General features: G+C 67.3%; 34 protein-coding genes. 1 reads left to right on the top strand and 33 read right to left on the bottom strand.

Annotation, left to right across the window (positions count from 1 at the left end):
* The first annotated feature begins 54 nt into the window (after window positions 1–54).
* Window positions 55–807 (top strand): hypothetical protein, encoded by a 753-nt coding sequence (locus ACQ0O7_RS04575; protein WP_430780462.1) that lies wholly within the window; start codon window positions 55–57, stop codon window positions 805–807.
* On the opposite strand, the gene truA is transcribed toward ACQ0O7_RS04575, so the two are convergent.
* The 33 genes from truA to tuf all read right to left on the bottom strand — a co-directional run bounded on the left by truA (window position 804) and on the right by tuf (window position 20,164).
* Entirely contained in the window at window positions 804–1,631 is an 828-nt protein-coding gene (truA, locus tag ACQ0O7_RS04570; protein WP_430780461.1) for a tRNA pseudouridine(38-40) synthase TruA, read from the bottom strand. The genes ACQ0O7_RS04575 and truA overlap by 4 nt on opposite strands.
* A gap of 82 nt (window positions 1,632–1,713) precedes the next feature.
* The gene (rplQ, locus tag ACQ0O7_RS04565) at window positions 1,714–2,280 is read right to left on the bottom strand and encodes a 50S ribosomal protein L17 (RefSeq protein ID WP_430780460.1); all 567 of its coding nucleotides are present in this window, start codon (window positions 2,278–2,280) and stop codon (window positions 1,714–1,716) included.
* 36 nt (window positions 2,281–2,316) lie between these two features.
* The gene (locus ACQ0O7_RS04560; protein WP_014440749.1) at window positions 2,317–3,339 is read right to left on the bottom strand and encodes a DNA-directed RNA polymerase subunit alpha; all 1,023 of its coding nucleotides are present in this window, start codon (window positions 3,337–3,339) and stop codon (window positions 2,317–2,319) included.
* A gap of 92 nt (window positions 3,340–3,431) precedes the next feature.
* Complete coding sequence (rpsK, locus tag ACQ0O7_RS04555; protein ID WP_014440747.1) at window positions 3,432–3,839, bottom strand: 30S ribosomal protein S11; 408 nt, start codon at window positions 3,837–3,839, stop codon at window positions 3,432–3,434.
* 17 nt (window positions 3,840–3,856) lie between these two features.
* Window positions 3,857–4,237 (bottom strand): 30S ribosomal protein S13, encoded by a 381-nt coding sequence (gene rpsM, locus ACQ0O7_RS04550; protein ID WP_430780459.1) that lies wholly within the window; start codon window positions 4,235–4,237, stop codon window positions 3,857–3,859.
* 149 nt (window positions 4,238–4,386) lie between these two features.
* A complete protein-coding gene (gene rpmJ / locus ACQ0O7_RS04545; RefSeq protein ID WP_014440745.1) occupies window positions 4,387–4,503 on the bottom strand; it encodes a 50S ribosomal protein L36 in 117 nt (38 codons plus the stop codon).
* A gap of 52 nt (window positions 4,504–4,555) precedes the next feature.
* A complete protein-coding gene (gene infA / locus ACQ0O7_RS04540; RefSeq protein WP_018347787.1) occupies window positions 4,556–4,777 on the bottom strand; it encodes a translation initiation factor IF-1 in 222 nt (73 codons plus the stop codon).
* Between the two features lie 235 nt (window positions 4,778–5,012).
* A complete protein-coding gene (locus ACQ0O7_RS04535; RefSeq protein ID WP_430780458.1) occupies window positions 5,013–5,435 on the bottom strand; it encodes a DUF1707 SHOCT-like domain-containing protein in 423 nt (140 codons plus the stop codon).
* Between the two features lie 34 nt (window positions 5,436–5,469).
* Window positions 5,470–6,303 (bottom strand): type I methionyl aminopeptidase, encoded by an 834-nt coding sequence (gene map, locus ACQ0O7_RS04530; protein ID WP_430780457.1) that lies wholly within the window; start codon window positions 6,301–6,303, stop codon window positions 5,470–5,472.
* Window positions 6,304–6,390: 87 nt separating this feature from the next.
* On the bottom strand, window positions 6,391–7,044 hold the full coding sequence (locus tag ACQ0O7_RS04525) for an adenylate kinase (protein ID WP_430780456.1): 654 nt from the start codon (window positions 7,042–7,044) through the stop codon (window positions 6,391–6,393).
* A 71-nt stretch (window positions 7,045–7,115) separates the two neighbouring features.
* Entirely contained in the window at window positions 7,116–8,456 is a 1,341-nt protein-coding gene (secY, locus tag ACQ0O7_RS04520; protein ID WP_430780562.1) for a preprotein translocase subunit SecY, read from the bottom strand.
* A gap of 468 nt (window positions 8,457–8,924) precedes the next feature.
* Window positions 8,925–9,374, bottom strand: a complete 450-nt coding sequence (gene rplO, locus ACQ0O7_RS04515) for a 50S ribosomal protein L15 (protein WP_430780455.1) — start codon at window positions 9,372–9,374, stop codon at window positions 8,925–8,927.
* Window positions 9,374–9,556: a 50S ribosomal protein L30 gene (gene rpmD / locus ACQ0O7_RS04510; RefSeq protein WP_043531070.1), complete on the bottom strand. Its 183-nt coding sequence runs from the start codon at window positions 9,554–9,556 to the stop codon at window positions 9,374–9,376. The genes rplO and rpmD overlap by 1 nt, the downstream gene beginning before the upstream one ends.
* Window positions 9,556–10,179, bottom strand: a complete 624-nt coding sequence (gene rpsE / locus ACQ0O7_RS04505; RefSeq protein ID WP_430780453.1) for a 30S ribosomal protein S5 — start codon at window positions 10,177–10,179, stop codon at window positions 9,556–9,558. Before rpsE ends, rpmD begins: the two co-directional genes overlap by 1 nt.
* Before the next feature lie 13 nt (window positions 10,180–10,192).
* Window positions 10,193–10,588 carry a 50S ribosomal protein L18 gene (rplR, locus tag ACQ0O7_RS04500; protein ID WP_430780452.1) on the bottom strand — a complete coding sequence of 132 codons (396 nt, stop codon included), beginning with the start codon at window positions 10,586–10,588 and terminating at the stop codon, window positions 10,193–10,195.
* Window positions 10,585–11,124 carry a 50S ribosomal protein L6 gene (rplF, locus tag ACQ0O7_RS04495; protein WP_106315550.1) on the bottom strand — a complete coding sequence of 180 codons (540 nt, stop codon included), beginning with the start codon at window positions 11,122–11,124 and terminating at the stop codon, window positions 10,585–10,587. The genes rplR and rplF overlap by 4 nt, the downstream gene beginning before the upstream one ends.
* A 14-nt stretch (window positions 11,125–11,138) precedes the next feature.
* On the bottom strand, window positions 11,139–11,546 hold the full coding sequence (gene rpsH, locus ACQ0O7_RS04490; RefSeq protein ID WP_014440735.1) for a 30S ribosomal protein S8: 408 nt from the start codon (window positions 11,544–11,546) through the stop codon (window positions 11,139–11,141).
* Between the two features lie 119 nt (window positions 11,547–11,665).
* Window positions 11,666–11,851: a type Z 30S ribosomal protein S14 gene (locus ACQ0O7_RS04485; RefSeq protein WP_020513598.1), complete on the bottom strand. Its 186-nt coding sequence runs from the start codon at window positions 11,849–11,851 to the stop codon at window positions 11,666–11,668.
* Between the two features lie 2 nt (window positions 11,852–11,853).
* Entirely contained in the window at window positions 11,854–12,423 is a 570-nt protein-coding gene (rplE, locus tag ACQ0O7_RS04480; RefSeq protein WP_430780450.1) for a 50S ribosomal protein L5, read from the bottom strand.
* Complete coding sequence (gene rplX / locus ACQ0O7_RS04475; RefSeq protein ID WP_430780561.1) at window positions 12,423–12,743, bottom strand: 50S ribosomal protein L24; 321 nt, start codon at window positions 12,741–12,743, stop codon at window positions 12,423–12,425. The genes rplE and rplX overlap by 1 nt, the downstream gene beginning before the upstream one ends.
* Window positions 12,740–13,108 carry a 50S ribosomal protein L14 gene (gene rplN / locus ACQ0O7_RS04470; protein ID WP_007465279.1) on the bottom strand — a complete coding sequence of 123 codons (369 nt, stop codon included), beginning with the start codon at window positions 13,106–13,108 and terminating at the stop codon, window positions 12,740–12,742. The genes rplX and rplN overlap by 4 nt, the downstream gene beginning before the upstream one ends.
* Window positions 13,109–13,249: 141 nt before the next feature.
* The gene (rpsQ, locus tag ACQ0O7_RS04465; RefSeq protein ID WP_092548791.1) at window positions 13,250–13,522 is read right to left on the bottom strand and encodes a 30S ribosomal protein S17; all 273 of its coding nucleotides are present in this window, start codon (window positions 13,520–13,522) and stop codon (window positions 13,250–13,252) included.
* Window positions 13,519–13,752: a 50S ribosomal protein L29 gene (gene rpmC, locus ACQ0O7_RS04460; RefSeq protein ID WP_106315554.1), complete on the bottom strand. Its 234-nt coding sequence runs from the start codon at window positions 13,750–13,752 to the stop codon at window positions 13,519–13,521. Before rpmC ends, rpsQ begins: the two co-directional genes overlap by 4 nt.
* Window positions 13,752–14,177 (bottom strand): 50S ribosomal protein L16, encoded by a 426-nt coding sequence (gene rplP / locus ACQ0O7_RS04455; RefSeq protein ID WP_014440729.1) that lies wholly within the window; start codon window positions 14,175–14,177, stop codon window positions 13,752–13,754. The genes rpmC and rplP overlap by 1 nt, the downstream gene beginning before the upstream one ends.
* Window positions 14,178–14,180: 3 nt before the next feature.
* Window positions 14,181–15,008 carry a 30S ribosomal protein S3 gene (gene rpsC, locus ACQ0O7_RS04450; RefSeq protein ID WP_092548796.1) on the bottom strand — a complete coding sequence of 276 codons (828 nt, stop codon included), beginning with the start codon at window positions 15,006–15,008 and terminating at the stop codon, window positions 14,181–14,183.
* The gene (gene rplV / locus ACQ0O7_RS04445) at window positions 15,008–15,466 is read right to left on the bottom strand and encodes a 50S ribosomal protein L22 (RefSeq protein ID WP_430780449.1); all 459 of its coding nucleotides are present in this window, start codon (window positions 15,464–15,466) and stop codon (window positions 15,008–15,010) included. The genes rpsC and rplV overlap by 1 nt, the downstream gene beginning before the upstream one ends.
* A 37-nt stretch (window positions 15,467–15,503) precedes the next feature.
* On the bottom strand, window positions 15,504–15,785 hold the full coding sequence (rpsS, locus tag ACQ0O7_RS04440) for a 30S ribosomal protein S19 (RefSeq protein ID WP_067696121.1): 282 nt from the start codon (window positions 15,783–15,785) through the stop codon (window positions 15,504–15,506).
* Window positions 15,786–15,798: 13 nt separating this feature from the next.
* A complete protein-coding gene (gene rplB / locus ACQ0O7_RS04435; protein ID WP_317788697.1) occupies window positions 15,799–16,638 on the bottom strand; it encodes a 50S ribosomal protein L2 in 840 nt (279 codons plus the stop codon).
* A gap of 14 nt (window positions 16,639–16,652) precedes the next feature.
* Window positions 16,653–16,955 (bottom strand): 50S ribosomal protein L23, encoded by a 303-nt coding sequence (gene rplW, locus ACQ0O7_RS04430; RefSeq protein WP_430780448.1) that lies wholly within the window; start codon window positions 16,953–16,955, stop codon window positions 16,653–16,655.
* Window positions 16,952–17,599 (bottom strand): 50S ribosomal protein L4, encoded by a 648-nt coding sequence (rplD, locus tag ACQ0O7_RS04425; protein ID WP_430780447.1) that lies wholly within the window; start codon window positions 17,597–17,599, stop codon window positions 16,952–16,954. The genes rplW and rplD overlap by 4 nt, the downstream gene beginning before the upstream one ends.
* A complete protein-coding gene (rplC, locus tag ACQ0O7_RS04420; RefSeq protein WP_430780446.1) occupies window positions 17,596–18,246 on the bottom strand; it encodes a 50S ribosomal protein L3 in 651 nt (216 codons plus the stop codon). The genes rplD and rplC overlap by 4 nt, the downstream gene beginning before the upstream one ends.
* 10 nt (window positions 18,247–18,256) lie before the next feature.
* A complete protein-coding gene (gene rpsJ / locus ACQ0O7_RS04415) occupies window positions 18,257–18,565 on the bottom strand; it encodes a 30S ribosomal protein S10 (RefSeq protein ID WP_007073037.1) in 309 nt (102 codons plus the stop codon).
* A gap of 405 nt (window positions 18,566–18,970) precedes the next feature.
* On the bottom strand, window positions 18,971–20,164 hold the full coding sequence (gene tuf, locus ACQ0O7_RS04410; RefSeq protein WP_430780445.1) for an elongation factor Tu: 1,194 nt from the start codon (window positions 20,162–20,164) through the stop codon (window positions 18,971–18,973).
* Window positions 20,165–20,280: the final 116 nt, after the last annotated feature.

Below are 20,280 nucleotides of genomic sequence, written 5' to 3'. Positions count from 1 at the left end.
GGTGGCGGACAGGCTGTGCGTTCATTGATCAGCGTGCGCGCCTAGCTTTGATTGATGCGGCACGCCTCTCCGACGCGCTCCGCCCACCGCGCCGCACCGGTGTGGTTCTATGCCGCCGGCCAGCATCGGCGGGCCACCCGGCGGCACCTCCGGCGCGAGCCTCACCCGACCGCCCACCTGCTGACCCGCGGCCTGGCCGGGCTGATCGTGCTCGGCATCTTCGTGATGCTGGGTGTCCTCTTCCTCGCCGACGAGCGCCGGCCGGAGCAGGGCCGTACCCTCGCGTCCGCGGAGGTCGACGCGCGCATCGCGTCCCGTGCGGTGGATCCCGCGCCGCTGACCGTGGACGAGGTGTTCCCGCCCGGCTCCGCCGGATTCGCGACGGCGTCCGGCGAGGTCACCGCCGATTGCGCGGTCGCGGTCACCGGCGCGTTGCGACAGACGCTTGCCCGGTACGGCTGCTCCCAAGCGGTCCGGGCCGCCCTGTCGGTGCCGTACGCCGGCCATCGGGTGACCGCCGGCATGCTGAACCTGCCCGACGTGGCCGGTGCCGATGCCGTCGGCGCTCAGATCCGCGACCTGGTCGAGACGGGTGACGGCGGGTTCGCCGACCTGACCGGCGCCGCGGCCACGCCGGGCACTCCGGTGCTGTGGCGCACCCGCGGCCACTACGTCATGTACCTCGTGATCACCGGCCCGGACGGCGCCCTGGTCCCGGCCACCGACCCGGCGGTCCAGCGGATCACCGCCGAGCTGCTGGACACCCATCTGCACGACCGGGTGCTGGTCCGCCGGGCCGGCAGCTAGACACGGGGGTCGGCGCGCAGGCGTCGGGTGGCGACGGCCCGCGCCTCGTACTCGGTCTCCTCCGGATATCCCACCTCGACCAGGGTGAGCCCGTGCGCCGGCGCCACCACCACCTCGCTGGACCGTTCCCGCAGGGTGAGCAGCTCGGCCGGCCACTCCGGCGCCCGGCGGCCGTCACCGACCGTCAGCATCGCCCCGACCAGGCTGCGCACCATCGCCTGACAGAACGCGTCGGCCCGCACGGTGGCCACGTGGACCCCGTCCGGCTCACGCCGCCAGTCCAGCCGGTTGATCGCCCGGATCGTGGTGGCGTGCTCCTTGCGCTTGCAGAACGCGGCGAAGTCGTGCTCACCGACCAGCCCGGCGGCGGCCGCGTTGAGCCGGTCCAGATCGAGCGGCCGCACCCAGCCGAGGGTGTCGTGCCGGCGCAGCGGCTCCGGGCCCCACGGGCGGTCGGTGACCCGGTACTCGTACCGCCGGAAGGTCGCTGAGAACCGTGCGTCGAACGTGTCCGGCACCGGCGTGATCGCCCGGACCCGGGCGTCCGGCGGGGTCAGCGCGGCCAGCCGGCGCAGCAGCGAGCCCTCCAGCTCGGCCCAGCGCCCGGCCGGCAGGTCGACGTGGCAGACCTGCCCGGAGGCGTGCACGCCGGCGTCGGTGCGCCCGGCCACGGTCAGCCCGAGCGGTGTGTCCGTTCCGAGCAGACGGGCGAAGGCCTCGATCAACACCCCGGCGACGGTACGTCTACCGGGCTGGACCGCCCAGCCGGAGAACTCGGCGCCGTCGTAGGACACGTCCAGCCGCAGCCGGATCGATTCGGTCATCGCTCCTCGTTCGGGAAAGACCGCGGCCCGGCACCCTTCTCGGGGTGCCGGGCCGCGGTCGATGTGTTTCCAGCCGTGAAGATCAGGCCTTGGTGGTGTCGTCGCCCTCGGCCTTGTCGCCCTCGGCGCCCTTGTCACCGGAGGCGCTGACCGGAGCCTCGGCGTCCTGGTCGGCGTCGGTGCTCTTGCTCGAGGGGGTCTCGTCCTCCTCGGGCGCGAGCGCCTCGACCTTGGCCTGCTGCGCGGCGGCCTTGCGGGCCTCCTTCGACGGGCCGGTGGTCGCCGCGACCTCGAGCTCCTCGACCAGCTCGATGACCGCCATGGGGGCGGCGTCACCCTTGCGGGGGCCGGTCTTGGTGATCCGGGTGTAGCCACCCGGACGGTTGGTGTACCGCGGAGCGATCTGCTCGAACAGGGCGTACACGACGTCCTTGTCCTTCACGGTGGCCAGCACCCGGCGACGGGCGTGCAGGTCGCCGCGCTTGGCCTTCGTGATGAGCTGCTCGGCCAGCGGGCGGAGCCGCTTGGCCTTCGTCTCGGTGGTCTTGATCTTCCCGTGCCGGAAGAGCTCGGTGGCCAGGTTGGCCAGGATGAGCTTCTCGTGTGCCGGGCTGCCGCCGAGGCGGGCACCCTTGGTGGGCGTGGGCATTTCAGATGCTCCTTGAAATGTGGCGCAGCCGAGCTCTTAGAGCTGCTCGGTCTCGCGGTAGTCGTCGGTGTCGTAGTCCACGTCGCCGAACGAGTCGACCACGTGCGCGGGGTCGAAGGACGGCGCGCTGTCCTTCAGGCCCAGGCCCATTCCGGCGAGCTTCATCTTGACCTCGTCGATCGACTTCTGGCCGAAGTTCCGGATGTCCAGAAGGTCGGCCTCCGTACGCCCTATCAACTCGCCCACCGAATTGATGCCTTCACGCTTGAGGCAGTTGTACGACCGGACGGTGAGGTCCAGCTCCTCAATCGGAAGGGCCAGGTCGGCAGCGAGCTGCGCGTCCTGCGGCGACGGGCCGATGTCGATGCCCTCGGCGGTCTCGTCCAGCTCACGGCAGAGGCCGAAGAGCTCGACGAGGGTCGAGCCGGCCGAGGCCAGCGCGGTCCGCGGGGAGATCGACGCCTTCGACTCGACGTCGATGATCAGGCGGTCGAAGTCGGTACGCTGCTCGACACGGGTAGCCTCGACGCGGTAGGTGACCTTGAGAACCGGCGAGTAGATCGAGTCGACCGGGATCCGGCCGATCTCGGCGCCGGCGCTCTTGTTCTGCGCCGCGGTGACGTAGCCACGACCGCGCTCGACGGTCAGCTCCATGTCCAGCCGGCCCTTGCTGTTCAGGGTCGCCAGCTTGAGATCGGGGTTGTGCACCGAGACGCCAGCCGGGGGCTGGATGTCACCGGCGGTCACGTCGCCCGGGCCCTGCTTGCGCAGGTACATGCTGACCGGCTCGTCGTGCTCGGAGCTGACGGTGAGCTCCTTGACGTTCATGACCAGCTCGACCACATCCTCCTTGACACCGGGGATGGTGGTGAACTCGTGCAGAACGCCGTCGATCTTGATGCTGGTGACCGCCGCGCCCGGGATGGACGACAGCAGGGTACGCCGCAGTGAGTTACCGAGGGTGTAGCCGAAGCCCGGCTCCAGCGGTTCGATGGTGAACCGGGAGCGGGTCTCGCTGAGCGACTCCTCCGAGAGGGTCGGTCGCTGGCTGATGAGCACGCTGTTCTTCTTTCTGTCCGGCCACCCGCTATTTGATGGCCATCGGATGTGCCCGGCGCCGATGAGGACGCCGGGCAATCGGTACTACTTCGTCAGACCCGACGACGCTTCGGCGGACGGCAGCCGTTGTGCGGCTGGGGCGTCACGTCGGAGATCTGCCCGACCTCGAGGCCGGCGGCCTGAAGCGAACGGATCGCGGTCTCCCGGCCGGAGCCCGGGCCCTTGACGAACACGTCGACCTTGCGCATGCCGTGCTCCATGGCACGACGGGCGGCCGCCTCGGCAGCGAGCTGCGCGGCGAACGGGGTCGACTTGCGGGAGCCCTTGAAGCCCACCTGGCCGGAGGAGGCCCAGGAGATGACAGCACCGGTCGGGTCGGTGATCGACACGATGGTGTTGTTGAAGGTGCTCTTGATGTGCGCCTGCCCGTGGGCGACGTTCTTGCGTTCCTTGCGCCGGACCTTCTTGACTGCGGCCCCTGCGCGTGCCTTCGGTGGCATAAGTCAGTGCGCTCCTATTACTTCCGACCGGGCTTCTTCTTACCGGCGACCGTCCGCTTCGGACCCTTACGGGTACGAGCGTTGGTACGGGTCCGCTGGCCCCGGACGGGCAGACCCTTGCGGTGGCGGATACCGGCGTAGCAGCCGATCTCGACCTTGCGGCGGATGTCCGCGGCGACCTCGCGGCGCAGGTCACCCTCAACCTTGAAGTTGGCCTCGATGTAGTTCCGGAGCTGAACCAGCTCCTCGTCCGTGAGGTCCTTGGCGCGCTTGTTCAGGTCAATAGCCGTAGCGGTCAGAGCCTCTACAGCGCGGGTACGGCCGATGCCGTAAACGTAAGTGAGCGCGATCTCCATCCGCTTTTCGCGGGGAAGATCGACGCCGACGAGACGAGCCATTGCTGGGCGTACTCCTCGTTGTGATCGCGGAGGTCTGTGCCCGTCCCACCCCACCTGCCCCGGTGGGCCCCGGCCTCCGACCGGGGGTGCAGTCGCGCCGGAACGCGACTGGGACGAGCTTCTTCAGTGGTGCGGATCCTGCGCGGGACTCAGCCCTGACGCTGCTTGTGGCGCGGGTCGGTCGAGCAGATGACCATGACCCGGCCGTGCCGCCGGATGACCCGGCAGTTGTTGCAGATCCGCTTGACGCTCGGCTTGACCTTCACGGTTTGCCTTAACTCTCAGTCAGACGGGATTGGAAAACTCCCCGCGACCCGTTTACTTGTAGCGGTAGACGATGCGCCCACGGGTCAGGTCGTACGGCGAGAGTTCGACGACGACCCTGTCCTCGGGAAGGATGCGGATGTAGTGCTGGCGCATCTTCCCGGAGATGTGTGCCAGAACCCTGTGACCATTGGCGAGCTCCACCCGGAACATTGCGTTCGGTAGAGGCTCGATCACACGGCCTTCGATCTCGATGGCTCCGTCTTTCTTTGGCATGTCCTCCGCTACCTGACATCGGGTTCTTGGGGCAGGCTGTCGCAACGTCGTATCCGGACCAAAGGTCCGAAACAGCCGCGACTCCCTCGGTCCCCGGAAGCGCTTGAGGACATGAAGGAGTGGACGCTACGCGCCAGCGAGCCAGTCTACGCGCCCGTAACAGCGACGCCAAACCGAGGGTTGCGCACCCCGCTGCCGGGCGTGTTCGCTGGCGGACAACTCGACCATATCGGGCTTAGTGGCCGCGATTGCCCCGGTCCCGGAAGTGCGCCATCAGAGCGAACAGCAGCGGGATCGCCACCCAGCCCGGCCAGAAGTAACCCGCCCCACTCATCAGCCAGACCAGCACGCAGATCACGAAGACGAAGGCCATGCCCTGGACCCCGGACTGCTTCTCCTTGTGCTTCCTGCCCTTCTTCGCCGGCGCCGCCGGGCTCTGCGGGCCGGCCGGCACCACCTGGGACTTCGTCACGGGCACGGTGCCGGGCAGATCGTCCAGAAGACCATCCAGATCGCCGTACGTCTTCGCCCCGTACGCCTTCTGCACCCGCTCGTCGTACTCACTCAGGTCGAGCCGGCCCTCGTCCAGCGCAGCCTTCAGCTGATCGGCGACCTTCTGCCGATCGGTGTCACCGGCCCGCATCCCCTCATGCCCCATGGGTCCCAGCATGCCAGCAGGTCGCCAGGGTCATCTATGGCTGACGGGCGGTCACGAGATCGCCGAGACGAGCACGTCCACCGTCCGGGGCGGTGGTCACCCACACCCCGTCGGCCAGCAGCGCCATCGTGTGCTCCACGTGCGCCGCCCGCGAGCCGTCCCGGGTCACCACGGTCCAGCCGTCGCTGAGTTCCGCCGTCCGGGGCGACCCCATGGTGATCATCGGCTCGATGGCCAGGGCCAGGCCCGGCTCCAGCCGGATGCCACGCCCCGGCTTGCCGTGGTTGAGCACGTGCGGGTCCTGGTGCATCTCGGTGCCGATGCCGTGGCCGCCGTAGCCGTCGACGATGCCGTACCGCCCGGCCTTGCGGACCGTCTTCTCCACGTTGAACGAGATGTCGGTCAGCCGGCCGCGCCCGTTGGCCACACCCCGGGCCGCGGCGGCGATACCCGCCCACATCGCGTCCTCGGCCACCTTGGCCATCTTCAGCAGCTCCGGGGCGGTCTCGCCGACCCCGACGGTGATCGCCGAGTCGCCGTGCCAGCCCTCCAGGATGGCGCCGCAGTCCAGCGAGATCAGATCACCCTCCCGGAGGACCTGCTCGGCGCTGGGGATGCCGTGCACCACCTGCTCGTTGACCGAGGCGCAGATCGACGCGGGGAAGCCGTGGTAGCCCTTGAACGACGGGACGGCGCCCGCGTCGCGGATCACCTTCTCCGCGACGGCGTCCAGATCGGCGGTGGAGACACCGGGGGCCACCGCCGCCCGCATCGCGTCCAGAGCCGCGGCGACGACCAGGCCGGCGGCCCGCATCAACTCGATCTGCTCGGGAGTCTTCAGCTGGATATTCAGCTCCTGGCGGCGCATGGCGGTGAGCCTAACCCTCTCGTGCTGGACATGCCGCCGCCCCGGGGTTACCCGGGGCGGCGTCGTGCTTGATGGAACGGGGCGGAATCAGCCGCCGAACGACTGCAGGGCGTCGATCGCGCGCATCGTGACGTCCTCGACCGGGCCGGTCGCGTCGATGCCCACCAGCTTGCCCTGAGCGCCGTAGAAGTCGACGAGCGGAGCGGTCTTGTCCGCGTACTCCACGAGCCGGTTGGCGATCGTCTCGGCCTTGTCGTCATCGCGCTGGAACAGCTCGCTGCCGCAGCGGTCGCAGATGTTCTCCTTGCTCGTCGGGTCGAACTCGACGTGCCAGATCTTTCCGCAACCCCGGCAGGTACGCCGCCCGGACAGCCGGCGGATGACCTCGTCGTCGTCGACCACGAGCTCCATCACCAGGTCCAGCGCCGTGCCCAGGTCGGCCAGGAGCTTGTCCAGGGCCTGCGCCTGGGGCACGGTGCGCGGGAAGCCGTCCAGCAGGAAGCCGTCGCCGGCGTCCGGTTCGGCCAGCCGGTCCCGGACCATGTTGATGGTCACCTCGTCGGGGACGAGCTGCCCGGCGTCCATGTAGCGCTTGGCCTCGACGCCCAGCGGCGTCCCCTGCGACACGTTCGCCCGGAAGATGTCCCCGGTCGAGATCTTCGGTACGGCGAGATGGGCGGCGATGAACTCAGCCTGGGTCCCCTTGCCGGCCCCCGGAGGGCCCACCAGTACCAGCCGCACCTACATCGCCTCGCTTCGGTCCTGAGAAACCACGCACATCGACGCCAGAGCCGCTCGGCCCCGCGTACCCACTACCGGAGGAACCCTTCATAGTTCCGCTGCATGAGCTGGCTCTCGATCTGCTTCACCGTCTCCAGACCCACACCCACCATGATCAGCACTGCCGTGCCGCCGAAGGGGAAGTTCTGGTATTGCTGCTGGTTGAGCCAGATGAAGAAGAAGTTCGGCAGGACCGAGATCAAGCCAAGGTACAACGCCCCCGGCAGGGTGATCCGGCTGAGGATGAAGTCCAGGTAGTCGGCGGTGGGCTTGCCCGGGCGGATGCCCGGCACGAAACCACCGTACTTCTTCATGTTCTCAGCGACCTCGGTCGGGTTGAACGTGATCGAGACGTAGAAGTACGTGAAGAAGATGATCAGCAGGAAGTACACGCCGATGTAGAACGGGCTGGTCGCGTCGGCCAGGTACCGCTGGATCCAGATCTGGTAGTCCTTCAGGTTGTTCTGGTCGAAGAACTGAAGGTACAGCTGCGGCAGGTAGAGCAGCGACGACGCGAAGATGACCGGGACGACACCCGCCTGGTTCACCTTCAGCGGGATGTAGGTCGAGGTGCCGCCGTACATCCGCCGGCCGATCATGCGCTTGGCGTACTGCACCGGGATCCGGCGCTGCGCCTGCTCGATGAAGACCACCAGCGCGATGATGACCAGAACCAGGCCGATCACCAGGAAGAACTTGCCGGTGCCGCTGGACTCCTTGATGCTCCAGCCCTCGCCGGGGAGGCGGGCCGCGATCGATGTGAAGATCAGCACGGACATGCCGTTGCCGACGCCCCGGTCGGTGATGAGCTCGCCGAGCCACATGACCACACCGGTGCCGGCGGTCATCGTCATCACCAGGATGGTGAGCGTGAGCCACATCGGAACGCCGGTGTTCTCCGGGATGATCTGGTAGGTCGGGTCGTCCTGGTCACACATGTTGTTGAACAGCTGACCGGTCCGAGCCAGCGCCACGAACGCGGAAGCCTGCAGGACAGCCAGGCCGAGCGTCAGGTAGCGGGTGTACTGAGTGATCTTCGCCTGGCCGGACTGACCCTCCTTGCGAAGCTGCTCCAGACGGGGGATGACCACCGTGAGCAGCTGCAGGATGATCGACGCCGTGATGTACGGCATGATGCCCAGCGCGAAGACGGAGAGCTGCAGCAGCGCTCCGCCGGAGAAGAGGTTCAGCAGGTTGAGCACGCCATTGGTGTCCGACTCGGTGAGTTTGAGACACGCCTGGACGTTGGCATAGGAGACGCCCGGACTGGGCAATGTGGCACCGAGACGGTAGATAGCCACGATCGCTACCGTGAATAGTAGCTTCTTCCGCAGGTCAGGCGTCCGAAGCGCGCTCGAGAAGGCGGACAACAACTGATCCTCCTGCGTGGTCGCCACACTCTGGGTTGCGAAATCCCGGAACTTCGGGCACACATCATTGGACAGCCATAGAGGCCGCCAGCGGAGCACTGTATCAGCAAGGCCGAGAGCGCAACCACCGGCATGGCTCGGGCCGATGTCCCAGTACAACACAACTGTCCGGCTTCATGGCTGAACCGGTTGGTTGCGCGCCGGTCGGCACGCTCGTCTCACCCTACGGCACGGACCGGAACACTCCCAGTTTCCATCGAAGACAACCAGTGTCCGCCCGCGCCGGCGCGCGGCCCCGGGTCCTCAGAGGGCCCACACGGGCCGGAACGCCCGATCCGTACCTGGGCGGCAGTCGGAGCGCAATCAGCGCCTCACGCGGCGCACAGGGCCGTTTTACGCCGCTCCCGGACAACGGAAAGAGGCCGCGACCCCGGGTCTCCCCGGTGCCGCGGCCTCCAGCCGTGCTAGTTGCTACAGCTCGGTGGTGGAACCACCGGCGGCAGCGATCTTCTCCTTGGCCGACCCGCTGAACGCGTGGGCGGAGACGGTCAGCGACACGCCGCCCAGCTCGCCCGAGCCCAGCACCTTGACCGGCTGACCCTTGCGGACCGCGCCGGCCTCGACCAGCTCGGCCGGGCCGATCTCGCCGCCGTTCGGGAACAGCTCGGCGAGCCGGTCCAGGTTCACGACCTGGAAGACGACCTTGTTGCGGGGCCGGTTGCCCAGACCCTTGATCTTCGGGAGCCGCATGTGGATGGGCATCTGCCCACCCTCGAACGACGCCGGGGTGTTCTTCCGAGCACCTGTGCCCTTGGTACCGCGACCCGCGGTCTTGCCCTTGGAGCCCTCACCACGACCCACGCGGGTCTTGGCGGTCTTGGCACCGGGGGCGGGACGAAGGTGGTGGACCTTGATCGCCATTACTCGACCTCCTCGACAGTGACGAGGTGGTTCACCGCGAAGATCATGCCCCGAATCTCGGGACGGTCCTCCTTGACCACCACATCGTTGATCCGCTTCAGGCCGAGCGACCGCAGGGAGTCCCGCTGGTTCTGCTTACGCCCGATCCCGGACCGGATCTGGGTGACCTTCAAGCGCGCCATCAGTGCACCGCCGCTTCCGCCCGCGCCGCCAGCATGGCGGCCGGAGCCACGTCCTCGACGGGGAGGCCACGACGCTTCGCGACCATCTCCGGCGACTCGAGGCCCTTCAGAGCGGCCACGGTCGCGTGCACGATGTTGATCGGGTTCGAGGAGCCGAGGCTCTTCGACAGGATGTCGTGGATACCCGCGCACTCGAGCACGGCACGCACCGGGCCACCGGCGATAACACCGGTACCGGCGGAAGCCGGCTTGAGCAGGACCACACCGGCCGCCGCCTCACCCTTGATCGGGTGCGGGATGGTGGTGCCGATCCGCGGAACCTTGAAGAAGTGCTTCTTGGCCTCCTCGACGCCCTTGGCGATCGCCGCGGGCACCTCCTTGGCCTTTCCGTAACCGATACCGACGGTGCCGTCACCGTCGCCGACGATCACCAGGGCGGTGAAGCTGAAGCGACGACCACCCTTGACGACCTTCGCGACACGGTTGATCGCGACGACCCGCTCGAGGTGCGGGGTCTTCTCGACGGGCGCGTTGCCGCGGCCGCCCTCACGACGGTTGTCGCGGCGGCCGCCACCCTCGGTGTTACCGCCGGACCCGCCGCCACGGCGCTGCTGACCAGGCATTGGTCAATTCCTCCTAGAACTCGAGTCCGGCTTCGCGAGCGGCACCGGCAAGCGCGGCGATACGCCCCGCGTACTTGTTGCCACCGCGGTCGAAGACGACCTTGGAAATACCGGCGGCCTTCGCCCGCTCGCCGAGCAGAGCACCGACCTTGACGGCCTGGGCGCTCTTGTCGCCCTCGGCGCCACGGATCGAGGCGTCGAGAGTCGAGGCGGAAGCGAGCGTGTGGCCCTTGAGGTCGTCGATGATCTGCGCGGTGATGTGCCGCGAAGAGCGGGTGACGACCAGACGGGGACGCTCGGCCGTACCACGGACGTTCTTGCGGACCCGGAAGTGCCGACGCGCCTTGCCGACGGCACGCTTGGCGGCAACCCCGCCGCCGTTGCGGCGCTTGAGCAGCGTGGCGGTCACTTCTTACCTGCCTTTCCAGCCTTGCGGCGGATGACCTCGCCCTGGTACTTGACACCCTTGCCCTTGTAGGGCTCCGGCGGACGGATCTTGCGAATGTTCGCGGAGATCTCACCCACCAGCTGCTTGTCGATGCCGGCGACCGAGAACACGGTCGGCTTCTCGACGGAGAAGGTGATGCCCGCGGGGGCCGGGACCAGAACCGGGTGAGAGAAGCCGAGGGCGAACTCGAGGTCCTTGCCCTTGGCGGTCACGCGGTAACCGGTGCCGTTGATCTCGAGCGTCTTCTTGTAGCCCTCGGTCACGCCGATGATCATGTTGGCGACCAGGGTACGAGACAGGCCGTGGAGTTCCTTGGCCTTGCGCTCGTCGTTGGGTCGGTTGACGACCAGCTCGCCGCCGTCCTTCGAGACCGTGATCGGCTCGGCGACGGTGTGCGAGAGCTCGCCCTTGGGGCCCTTGACCTTGACGGTCTGCCCCGTGATGGTGACGTCGACGCCGGCCGGGACCGGGATCGACTTACGTCCGATTCGCGACATGTCTAAGTCTCCAGTTACCAGACGAAGGCGAGGACTTCCCCGCCAACGCTCCGCTTGCGGGCCTGCTTGTCGGTCAGCAGTCCCTGGGACGTCGAAATGATCGCGACACCGAGGCCACCGAGCACGCGGGGCAGCTCGTCGGACTTGGCGTAAACCCGCAGGCCGGGCTTCGAGACGCGCTTGATGCCGGCGAGGCTGCGCTCGCGGTTCTGGCCGTACTTGAGCTCAACGACCAGACGCTTGCCGACCGCGCCCTCCTCGGGCTCCTCAGACGTCCACGACGCGATGTAACCCTCGGCCTTGAGGACCTCGGCGATGTTCGCCTTGATCTTCGAGTAGGGCATCGTCACCTTGTCGTGGTACGCCTGGTTGGCGTTGCGCAGACGCGTCAGCATGTCTGCGATCGGGTCCGTCATCGTCATGGGTATTCGTCAACCTTTCTCGCCGGGGTTCCCGGGCTGGGCTCAGGCCTACGGCGAAGCGGCATTACATTCGGGTCCGCCTGGTGGCCCGCCGCGAGGGCGGGCCGTGGGGCGGAAAGTTACCAGGAGGCCTTGGACACGCCGGGCAGCTCACCACGGTGGGCCATGTCCCGCACGCAAACGCGGCACAGGCCGAACTTGCGGTAGACCGAGTGCGGGCGCCCGCACTTCTGGCAGCGGGTGTAGGCACGCACGGCGAACTTGGGCTTCGCGGCCGCCTTCAGGATCAGCGCCTTCTTAGCCATGCTCAGTTCTCCTTGAACGGGAAGCCCAGGAGCTTCAGCAGCGCCCGGCCCTCGTCGTCGGTCGTGGCGGTGGTGACCACGGTGATGTCCATGCCCCGCGGACGATCGATCTTGTCCTGGTCGATCTCGTGGAACACCGACTGCTCGGTCAGACCGAACGTGTAGTTGCCGTGACCGTCGAGCTTCCGGCCGTCCAGACCGCGGAAGTCGCGGATACGGGGCAGCGAGATCGACAGCAGCCGGTCCAGGAACTCCCACATCCGGTCGCCGCGGAGGGTGACCTTCGCGCCGATCGGCATGCCCTCACGCAGCTTGAACTGCGCGATGGACTTGGTCGCCCGGCGGATCAGCGGCTTCTGACCGGTGATGGTGGTCAGGTCGCGGACCGCGCCGTCGATCAGCTTGGCGTCCCGGGCAGCCTCGCCGACACCCATGTTCACGACGACCTTGACCAGGCCGGGCGTCTGCATGGCGTTGCCGTACTTGAACTGCTCCTGGATGGCCGGCACGACCTCGGAGCGATACTTCTGCTTGAGACGCGGCAGCGTCTTGGGCTCGGTAGCGGCAGTCATCAGATTTCCTTACCGGTCGTGCGCGCGATCCGGACCTTGTTGCCGTTCTCGTCAATCTTGTAACCGATGCGAGTCGGCTTGCCGTCGCCGTCCAGCAGCTGCACATTCGAGATGTGAATGGCGGCTTCCTGGGTGACGATGCCACCGGTCTTCGAACCACGCTGGTTCGTGCGGATGCGCTCGTGCTTCTTGATCCGGTTGACGCCCTCGACCAGGACCTTGTCCCGCGTCGGGTAGGCCGCGATGACCTTACCCTTGGCGCCCTTGTCCTTACCGGCGATGACGACGACCGTGTCGCCCTTCTTGATCTTCACGGTCAGAGCACCTCCGGCGCCAGGCTGATGATCTTCATGAACCGCTTGTCGCGCAGCTCGCGCCCGACCGGGCCGAAGATGCGGGTACCGCGGGGGTCCCCACCGTCCTTGATGATGACGGCGGCGTTCTCGTCGAAGCGGATGTACGAGCCGTCCGGGCGGCGCCGCTCCTTGGCAGTGCGAACGACGACCGCCTTGACGACGTCGCCCTTCTTCACACCGGCACCCGGAATGGCGTCCTTGACCGTGGCCACGATGACGTCGCCGATGCTCGCGTAACGGCGACCGGAGCCACCGAGCACGCGGATGCACAGGATCTCCCGGGCACCCGTGTTGTCGGCGACGCGCAGTCGCGACTCCTGCTGGATCACGTCTGTCTCCTATGTCTGCCAGTTCTTCAGGCACTGCCCGAAGCTTGGCGGAACGTTCACCCTGCTGTTGTTCCGCTTTACGGGCGGGTGGCGGGGTGGTTGACGGGCCGCTGGGGCCGGCTCACACCGGCCCCAGCGCACTCACTTGGCCTTTTCGAGGATCTCCACGATGCGCCACCGCTTGGTGGCGGAGAGCGGACGAGTCTCCATGATCGAGACGCGGTCGCCGACTCCGGCAGCGTTCTGCTCGTCGTGCACCTTCAGCTTCCGCGTACGGCGGATGACCTTGCCGTACAGGGCGTGCTTGACCCGGTCCTCGACCTCGACAACGACGGTCTTGTCCATCTTGTCGCTGACCACGAGACCGTCACGCACCTTGCGCTGCGCGCGCGGAGCGGTGGTGTTCTCACTCATGCCGTCACCTCATCCGGCGCGACCGAGAGGCCCAGCTCCCGCTCCCGCATGATCGTGTAGATCTTCGCGATGTCCTTGCGGACGACCTGGAGCCGACGGTGATTGTCGAGCTGCCCGGTCGCGCGCTGCACACGAAGGTTGAACAGCTCCGCCTTGGCCTCCTTGAGCTTCGCGACCAGTTCCTCTTCAGGAAGCTCGCGGAGCTCAGCGGCCTTAACGCCGGCTGCCATCAGCTTTCACCCACTTCGCGCGTCACGATGCGGCACTTCATCGGGAGCTTGTGGATCGCGCGGCGCATCGCCTCACGCGCGACCGTCTCGTTCGGGAAGGACATCTCGAAGAGAATCCGTCCCGGCTTGACGTTCGCCACCCACCACTCGGGAGAACCCTTACCGGAACCCATGCGGGTCTCGGCCGGCTTCTTGGTCAGAGCCTGGTCCGGGAAGATCGAGATCCAGACCTTGCCGCCACGCTTGATGTGACGGGTCATGGCGATACGAGCCGACTCGATCTGACGGTTGGTCACGTACGCCGGCTCGAGAGCCTGGATACCGAACTCACCGAAGACGACCCGGTTGCCACCCTTGGACGCGCCACTGCGGTCCGGGTGGTGCGGCTTACGGAAGCCCTTCGGGGGCTTACGGGGCATCAGCACAGGTCAGCCCTCCTGCTGCTTTTCAGCCGCGGCCGGAGCAGCGGCGGTGTCATCGGCGGTCGCCGCGGCCTGAGCGGCCCGGCCGGCCTCGGTGCCGCCCGCGGTCGTACCGGACGAACCGGAACGGCCACGACGCGGACGCTCGGGACGGTCGGCCCGGTCCCGGCGCGGACGCGCGGGCGCCTCGGGGGCGACCTCGCGACCCGGAACGGCGTCGCCCTTGTAGATCCAGACCTTCACGCCGATCCGGCCGAACGTGGTACGGGCCTCGAAGAAGCCGTACTCGATGTTCGCGCGGAGCGTGTGCAGCGGAACGCGACCCTCACGGTAGAACTCCGTGCGGCTCATCTCCGCGCCGCCGAGGCGGCCGGAGACCTGCACCCGGATGCCCTTGCAGATCGGGTTCTTCATGGCCGACTGCATGGCCTTGCGCATCGCGCGGCGGAAGCTGACCCGGGAGGACAGCTGCTCCGCGACACCCTGCGCGACCAGCTGAGCGTCCGACTCGGGGCTCTTGACCTCGAGGATGTTCAGCTGGACCTGCTTGCCGGTGAGCTTCTCGAGCTCGCCACGGATCCGGTCGGCCTCCGCCCCCTTACGGCCGATGACGATGCCCGGCCGGGCGGTGTGGATGTCGACACGCACCCGGTCGCGGGTCCGCTCGATGTCCACCTTGGAGATGCCGGCGCGCTCGAGGCCCTTGGACATCATCCGGCGGATCTTGACGTCCTCGCCGATGTAGTCCTTGTAGAGCTTGTCGGCGAACCAACGGCTCCGCCAGTCGGTGGAGATGCCGAGACGGAACCCGGTGGGGTGAACCTTCTGACCCATTACTCGGCACCCTCCGTGCTCTGGGACTCGGCAGCCTGCGGCTCAGCCGGCTTGTCGGCCTTCTTCGCCGCGGCCTTCTTCGCCGGGCGGGCCGTCTGGACCGCCTCGACCGCGATAGTGATGTGACACGTGCGCTTGCGGATCCGGTACGCCCGGCCCTGCGCCCGCGGACGGAACCGCTTGAGCGTGGGACCCTCGTCGACGAACGCCTCGCTCACGAGGAGACCGTCGGCGTCGAGCCGCTCGTTGTTCTCCGCGTTCGCGATGGCGCTGGCAAGCACCTTGTAGACCTGCTCGCTGGCGGCCTGCGGCGCGAACTGCAGGACGACCAGCGCCTCCTTCGCGGGCAGACCACGAACGAGGTTGATCACCCGGCGCGCCTTGTTCGGCGAGATGCGCACGTGCCGCGCAACCGCCCGCGCGCCCGGAAGCACCGGAGCGTCGCCCTTAACTGGCATCGCTGTAGCTCCTAATTCCTCTGATCCGTGAATCTGCTTAGCGACGACGGCTCTTGCGGTCGTCCTTCTCGTGACCCTTGAACGTGCGGGTCAGAGCGAACTCGCCGAGCTTGTGCCCGACCATCGCCTCACTGATGAACACCGGGACGTGCTTACGCCCGTCGTGCACCGCGATCGTGTGCCCGAGCATGTCGGGGATGATGGTCGAACGCCGCGACCAGGTCTTGATGACGTTCTTCGAGTTCTTCTCGTTCTGGACTTCCACCTTCTTGAGCAGGTGGTCGTCGACGAACGGGCCCTTCTTCAGGCTGCGAGGCATCTTTTAACTCCCGTTACCCGCGCTTGCGGGTGGCGTAGCGGCGGCGAACGATCAGCTTGTCGCTCTCCTGGCCCTTGCGGCGGGTACGGCCCTCCGGCTTACCAGCCGGGTTGACCGGGTGACGACCACCGGAGGTCTTACCCTCACCACCACCGTGCGGGTGGTCGACGGGGTTCATGGCCACACCACGGACGGTCGGGCGCTTGCCCTTCCACCGCATACGGCCGGCCTTACCCCAGTTGATGTTCGACTGCTCGGCGTTGCCGATCTCGCCGACCGTCGCGCGGCAGCGGATGTCGACGCGACGGATCTCACCGGAAGGCATACGCAGCGTGGCGTAGGCGCCCTCACGGCCGAGCAGCTGGATGCCCACGCCGGCCGAACGGGCCAGCTTGGCTCCACCGCCGGGACGAAGCTCCACACCGTGGATCGTCGTACCGACCGGGATGTTGCGCAGGGGAAGGTTGTTCCCCGGCTTGATGTCCGCGCCCACGCCCGACTCGACGCGGTCGCCCTGCTTGAGGTCCTTCGGCGCGAGGATGTAGCGCTTCTCACCGTCGGCGTAGTGCAGCAGAGCGATGCGCGAGGTGCGGTTGGGGTCGTACTCGATGTGAGCGACCTTGGCCGGCACGCCGTCCTTGTCGTTCCGCTTGAAGTCGATCAGCCGGTACTGCCGCTTGTGGCCACCGCCCTGGTGCCGGGTGGTGATCCGGCCGTGGACGTTGCGGCCGCCCTTCTTGGGCAGCGGGACCAGCAGAGACTTCTCCGGCGTCGACCGGGTGATCTCGGCGAAGTCGGCGACGCTGGAGCCACGACGGCCCGGCGTGGTCGGCTTGTACTTACGGATTGCCATGATTCACAAACCCCTTAGCTGACCGGGCCGCCGAAGGCCTCGATACGGTCACCGTCAGCCAGCTTCACCATCGCGCGCTTGGTGGCCTTGCGCTGCCCCCAGCCGGTGCGGGTGCGCTTGCGCTTGCCCTCACGGTTGGCGGTGTTCACGGTCAGCACGCGGACGTTGAAGATCTGCTGGATCGCGATCTTGATCTGGGTCTTGTTCGCGGCCGGGCTGACCTCGAACGTGTACCAGTTCTGGTCGAGAACGCTGTAGCTCTTCTCGGAGACCACCGGCGCGAAGATGATGTCGCGCGGGTCGGCGATCGTGCTCACTTGTCGCCCTCCTCGGACTTCTCGGACCCGCCGAGGAACTCGTCGAGCGCGGCCTTCGTGAAGACCACCTCGTCGGCGACCAGCACGTCATAGGTGTTGAGCTGGCCGGCCTCGATGAGGTGGACGGTCGGCTCGTTACGCAGCGACACCCAGTTCAGCTCGTCCTGGCTGTCCAGAACGACCAGGACCTTGGTGGTCTGGGCGACCTTGCGCAGGGCAGTGACCGCGGCCTTCGTCGACGGCTTCTCGCCGGAGACGAACGACTCGACCACGAAGACGCGGCCGTCACGGGCCCGGTCGGAGAGGGCGCTGCGCAGGGCGGCGGCCTTCATCTTCTTGGGGGTCCGCTGGCTGTAGTCGCGCGGCACGGGACCGTGCACGACGCCACCGCCGGTGAACTGCGGCGCGCGGATCGAGCCCTGACGGGCGCGACCGGTGCCCTTCTGCTTGTACGGCTTCTTGCCGCCGCCGGCGACCTCGCCGCGCGTCTTGGCCTTGTGCGTGCCCTGACGGGCCGCGGCCAGCTGCGCCACGACGACCTGGTGCATCAGCGGGATGTTCGCCGCGACGTCGAAGACGTTGGCGGGCAGGTCGACCGAGCCGGTCTTGGTGCCCTCGGCGTTGATCACGTCAACCGAGCTCACTTGGCACCGCCCTTCTTCGCCGCGCTACGGACCAGGATCAGCGCGCCCTTGGGACCGGGAACCGCGCCGCGGACCAGGATCAGGTTGCGCTCGGTGTCGACGGCCTGGATGACCAGGTTCTGCACGGTGAAGCGCTTGCCACCCATGCGGCCGGCCATCTTGACACCCTTGAAGACACGACCGGGGGTCGCGCAGGCGCCGATGGAACCGGGCGAACGGTGCTTGCGCTCGACACCGTGGCTGGCGCGGAGACCGTGGAAGCCGTGCCGCTTCATGACACCGGCGTAGCCCTTGCCCTTGGTCTTGCCGGTCACGTCGATCGGCTGGCCGGCGGCGAACGTGTCGGCGCTGACCTCCTGGCCGAGCTCGTACTCGCTGGCGTCGGAGGTGCGCAGCTCCACGATGTGGCGCCGCGGCGAAACCCCGGCCTTGGCGAACTGGCCGGCCTCCGGCTTGTTCACCTTGCGCGGGTCGATCGCGCCGTAAGCCAGCTGGACAGCCGCGTAGCCGTCCTTCTCATCGGTGCGGACCTGGGTCACGACGCACGGGCCGGCCTGCACCACGGTTACCGGGACGACCTTGTTGTTGTCCCAGACCTGGGTCATGCCGAGCTTGGCGCCCAGGATCCCCTTAACTTGCCTGTCCATTGTCCGGTCCCTACAGCTTGATCTCGATGTCGACGCCAGCCGGCAGGTCGAGGCGCATGAGCGAGTCGACCGTCTTCGGAGTCGGGTCGATGATGTCGATCAGACGCTTGTGCGTGCGCATCTCGAAGTGCTCGCGCGAGTCCTTGTACTTGTGCGGCGAACGGATCACGCAGAAACGGTTGATCTCCGTGGGCAGCGGCACCGGGCCCGCGACCTGCGCCCCGGTACGCGTCACCGTCTCGACGATCTTCCGCGCCGAGGAGTCGACGACCTCGTGGTCATAGGCCTTGAGCCGGATGCGGATCTTCTGTCCCGCCATGGTGGCTTCTGTTTCCTTCTCTCGATGCCGCTACGTGCGGAAGCGGTGCCTCCGCATGCCCGCAGGACCGTTGATCCTGCGTTGTCCGACCCCCGCGGTCGGGCGTGTCGCGCCTCTGCTCAGAATGCTGGGCATTCTGCTTCAGCCCCTGCCCCCTGACTGCTGGGTAGGCGCCGATCGCGGGAATCTGGGGGCCGGGCGGCAAGTCAAAACACACCCGGACACCCGGCGAGGGTGGGCAACTGCACGAGCAGTGTCACTCGGTCAGCTACCCACCCCGCGCGGACGCAACCTGACTAGTATGCCGGATCGAATCCGACATTGCTAATCGGGGTCACCTCTGAGAGTTGCTCACCACTCCCCGTGAGCCGAAGCTCACGAGAAGCAGTCGTGAACATCCTCAGATCAGACGTTGATCTTCGTGACCGTGCCGGCGCCGACAGTGCGGCCACCCTCACGGATCGCGAACTTCAGGCCCTGCTCCATGGCGATCGGCTGGATCAGCTTCACGGACATGGAGGTGGAGTCGCCGGGCATGACCATCTCGGTGCCCTCGGGCAGCGTGACGACGCCGGTGACGTCCGTGGTGCGGAAGTAGAACTGCGGCCGGTAGTTCTGGAAGAACGGCGTGTGACGGCCGCCCTCCTCCTTCGAGAGGATGTAGACCTGGCCCTCGAACTCCGTGTGCGGAGTGGAGGTGCCGGGCTTCACGACGACCATGCCGCGCTCGACGTCCTCGCGCTTGATGCCGCGGAGCAGCAGACCGACGTTCTCACCCGCGCGGGCCTCGTCGAGCAGCTTGCGGAACATCTCGATGCCGGTGCAAACGGTCTTGGTCGACTTCTCGCGGATACCGACGATCTCGACCTCCTCGTTCGGCTTGAGGATGCCACGCTCGGCGCGACCGGTCACCACGGTGCCACGGCCGGTGATCGTGAAGACGTCCTCGATCGGCATGAGGAACGGCTTCTCGGTCTCACGCTCGGGCTGCGGGATCGCGGTGTCGACCGCGGACATCAGCTCGAGGAGCTTGGCGGTCCACTCCGGGTCGCCCTCCAGCGCCTTGAGCGCCGAGACGCGCACGACCGGCAGGTCGTCGCCCGGGAACTCGTAGGTGCTGAGCAGCTCACGGACCTCGAGCTCGACGAGCTCCAGGAGCTCCTCGTCCTCGACCATGTCGCTCTTGTTCAGGGCGACGACGATGTACGGAACGCCGACCTGGCGGGCCAGGAGCACGTGCTCCTTGGTCTGCGGCATCGGGCCGTCGGTCGCGGCAACCACCAGGATCGCGCCGTCCATCTGCGCGGCACCGGTGATCATGTTCTTGATGTAGTCGGCGTGGCCGGGGCAGTCCACGTGCGCGTAGTGACGCGACGCGGTCTGGTACTCGACGTGCGCGATCGAGATCGTGATACCACGGGCCTTCTCTTCAGGCGCCTTGTCGATCTCGTCGAACGGGGTGTACGGGTTCAGGTCCGGGTATTCGTCGTGCAGGACCTTCGTGATGGCCGCAGTCAGCGTCGTCTTACCGTGGTCGATGTGACCAATGGTGCCGATGTTGACGTGCGGCTTAGTCCGCTCGAACTTCGCCTTCGCCACTGGTGTCCTCCTGTGGACTGGTCATTTCTTTTCGCCCGGCACGCCCAGTGAGGCGCTCAGGACTCTGTCGACTGCTAGTGCACGTGCGGCCCTCGACAGGCCGCACGTGCCTCAAC

This window comes from Actinoplanes sp. G11-F43 (assembly GCF_050589265.1).
Taxonomy (GTDB): domain Bacteria; phylum Actinomycetota; class Actinomycetes; order Mycobacteriales; family Micromonosporaceae; genus Actinoplanes.
The sequence above is the reverse complement of the archived record's forward strand: the minus strand, read 5'-3'. Positions and strand labels throughout refer to the sequence as shown.

Excerpts from the sequence above, each read along its gene's own strand:
- ACQ0O7_RS04575 (WP_430780462.1), top strand. The coding sequence starts at position 55 with ATGCGGCACGCCTCTCCGACGCGCTCCGCCCACCGCGCCGCACCGGTG.
- truA (WP_430780461.1), bottom strand. The coding sequence starts at position 1,631 with ATGACCGAATCGATCCGGCTGCGGCTGGACGTGTCCTACGACGGCGCC.
- rplQ (WP_430780460.1), bottom strand. The coding sequence starts at position 2,280 with ATGCCCACGCCCACCAAGGGTGCCCGCCTCGGCGGCAGCCCGGCACAC.
- rpsK (WP_014440747.1), bottom strand. The coding sequence starts at position 3,839 with ATGCCACCGAAGGCACGCGCAGGGGCCGCAGTCAAGAAGGTCCGGCGC.
- rpsM (WP_430780459.1), bottom strand. The coding sequence starts at position 4,237 with ATGGCTCGTCTCGTCGGCGTCGATCTTCCCCGCGAAAAGCGGATGGAG.
- infA (WP_018347787.1), bottom strand. The coding sequence starts at position 4,777 with ATGCCAAAGAAAGACGGAGCCATCGAGATCGAAGGCCGTGTGATCGAG.
- ACQ0O7_RS04535 (WP_430780458.1), bottom strand. The coding sequence starts at position 5,435 with ATGGGGCATGAGGGGATGCGGGCCGGTGACACCGATCGGCAGAAGGTC.
- map (WP_430780457.1), bottom strand. The coding sequence starts at position 6,303 with ATGCGCCGCCAGGAGCTGAATATCCAGCTGAAGACTCCCGAGCAGATC.
- rplO (WP_430780455.1), bottom strand. The coding sequence starts at position 9,374 with ATGGCGATCAAGGTCCACCACCTTCGTCCCGCCCCCGGTGCCAAGACC.
- rpmD (WP_043531070.1), bottom strand. The coding sequence starts at position 9,556 with ATGGCGCGCTTGAAGGTCACCCAGATCCGGTCCGGGATCGGGCGTAAG.
- rpsE (WP_430780453.1), bottom strand. The coding sequence starts at position 10,179 with ATGCCTGGTCAGCAGCGCCGTGGCGGCGGGTCCGGCGGTAACACCGAG.
- rplF (WP_106315550.1), bottom strand. The coding sequence starts at position 11,124 with ATGTCGCGAATCGGACGTAAGTCGATCCCGGTCCCGGCCGGCGTCGAC.
- rpsH (WP_014440735.1), bottom strand. The coding sequence starts at position 11,546 with ATGACGATGACGGACCCGATCGCAGACATGCTGACGCGTCTGCGCAAC.
- ACQ0O7_RS04485 (WP_020513598.1), bottom strand. The coding sequence starts at position 11,851 with ATGGCTAAGAAGGCGCTGATCCTGAAGGCGGCCGCGAAGCCCAAGTTC.
- rplE (WP_430780450.1), bottom strand. The coding sequence starts at position 12,423 with ATGACTGCCGCTACCGAGCCCAAGACGCTGCCGCGTCTCAAGCAGAAG.
- rpsQ (WP_092548791.1), bottom strand. The coding sequence starts at position 13,522 with ATGAGTGAGAACACCACCGCTCCGCGCGCGCAGCGCAAGGTGCGTGAC.
- rpmC (WP_106315554.1), bottom strand. The coding sequence starts at position 13,752 with ATGGCAGCCGGCGTTAAGGCCGCTGAGCTCCGCGAGCTTCCTGAAGAG.
- rpsC (WP_092548796.1), bottom strand. The coding sequence starts at position 15,008 with ATGGGTCAGAAGGTTCACCCCACCGGGTTCCGTCTCGGCATCTCCACC.
- rplV (WP_430780449.1), bottom strand. The coding sequence starts at position 15,466 with ATGCCAGTTAAGGGCGACGCTCCGGTGCTTCCGGGCGCGCGGGCGGTT.
- rpsS (WP_067696121.1), bottom strand. The coding sequence starts at position 15,785 with ATGCCTCGCAGCCTGAAGAAGGGCCCGTTCGTCGACGACCACCTGCTC.
- rplB (WP_317788697.1), bottom strand. The coding sequence starts at position 16,638 with ATGGCAATCCGTAAGTACAAGCCGACCACGCCGGGCCGTCGTGGCTCC.
- rplC (WP_430780446.1), bottom strand. The coding sequence starts at position 18,246 with ATGGACAGGCAAGTTAAGGGGATCCTGGGCGCCAAGCTCGGCATGACC.
- rpsJ (WP_007073037.1), bottom strand. The coding sequence starts at position 18,565 with ATGGCGGGACAGAAGATCCGCATCCGGCTCAAGGCCTATGACCACGAG.